General features: G+C 63.1%; 3 protein-coding genes. All 3 read left to right on the top strand.

From position 1 onward, the window contains the following. A partial coding sequence (locus tag EN925_RS36600; RefSeq protein WP_245487431.1) for an alpha/beta hydrolase occupies window positions 1–332 on the top strand: 332 nt, incomplete at its 5' end. After that, window positions 325–711 carry a carboxymuconolactone decarboxylase family protein gene (locus EN925_RS36595; protein ID WP_063170687.1) on the top strand — a complete coding sequence of 129 codons (387 nt, stop codon included), beginning with the start codon at window positions 325–327 and terminating at the stop codon, window positions 709–711. The genes EN925_RS36600 and EN925_RS36595, both read left to right, overlap by 8 nt. A 131-nt stretch (window positions 712–842) precedes the next feature. After that, window positions 843–1,202: transporter substrate-binding domain-containing protein (locus EN925_RS36590; protein ID WP_128337403.1), on the top strand; the 360-nt coding region annotated here is incomplete at its 3' end.

Here is a 1,202-nt window from a genome sequence, read left to right as displayed (position 1 = left end):
ACCCGGATGTGATCGCCGAGCTGCATCGGCGCGACGCCGAGAACGATCCTGCGTGCTACGCCGCCGCTTACCGGGTTCTGGCCGAGACAGATTTCGGCGGCATCCTCGACCAGATCAGGTCGTCGACACTGATCGTGACGGGGGAGGACGACCAGGGATCCAACCCGCGCATGGCGCGTCATATGCACGACCAGATCCGCGGCTCGCGGCTCGAGATCCTGCCGGGGTTGCGGCATTCGATCCTGATCGAAGCGCCCGGGCCGGTCGCTGGCCTGATTGCGGATTTCCTGGATGACCACTCACGACGGGCAGGGGCGACCAGCCATGGATAGCAAATTGCAGAAAGCCGGCGAGGCAGTCCGCCGCAAAGTACTGGGCGACGACTATGTCGACCGCGCAATCGGCAATGCCGATGACTTCTCCAGGCCCCTCCAGGACATGCTCAACGAGTATTGCTGGGGCACATGCTGGACTGACGCCGCGCTCGATCTCAAGCAGCGCAGCCTGCTCAATCTCGGCATGCTTGCGGCACTGGGGCGCATGCATGAATTCGGCGTGCATTTTCGAGGTGCGATGCGCAACGGGCTTGGCGACGACGAGCTGCGGGCGGCCCTGATCCAGATCGCGGTCTATTGCGGCGTTCCGGCAGGTGTCGAGGCCTTCCGTGTCGCGCGTGCGGTGCGCGACGAAGCCAAGGCCGACACGCCATGACAAGCGTTTCGCGACCGTCGGCTTACCTTCGTTCCGAGCAATCGGCGCGGCAAACCTCCTCTGCCTCGCCGGAAGACGGCGACGGCAGTCTCATTTCTAAATTAGCAACAACAACAAGGGGAACGGTGCACATGAAAACATCTCTGAAATTGGCGACATTGGCGGCTTCGCTTGCCCTGACATTGACGACGCTTCCGGCTCAGGCCGGCGCGGTGCTGGACCGTGTCGTGGCGGCCGGAACTCTCAAGGTCGCAACTGACGCCAACTGGGCGCCGCAGTCCTTCCTCAATGCCAGCAACGAGCTGGACGGCTTCGACATCGATGTCGCCAAGGAGATCGGCAAGCGCATCGGCGTCAAGGTCGAGTTCGTGACGCCGGGCTGGGACATCATCACCGCCGGCAACTGGGTCGGCCGCTGGGACATGCATGTCGGCTCCATGACGCCGACGAAGAAGCGCGCCGAGATCTTCGATTTTCCCGCTGTCTACTAC

Source organism: Mesorhizobium sp. M7A.F.Ca.US.006.04.2.1 (genome assembly GCF_004022915.1).
Taxonomy (GTDB): domain Bacteria; phylum Pseudomonadota; class Alphaproteobacteria; order Rhizobiales; family Rhizobiaceae; genus Mesorhizobium; species Mesorhizobium ciceri.
The sequence above is the reverse complement of the archived record's forward strand: the minus strand, read 5'-3'. Positions and strand labels throughout refer to the sequence as shown.

What these genes read in the sequence shown, in the direction of transcription:
- EN925_RS36595 (WP_063170687.1), top strand. Translation starts at nt 325, where the DNA reads ATGGATAGCAAATTGCAGAAAGCCGGCGAGGCAGTCCGCCGCAAAGTA.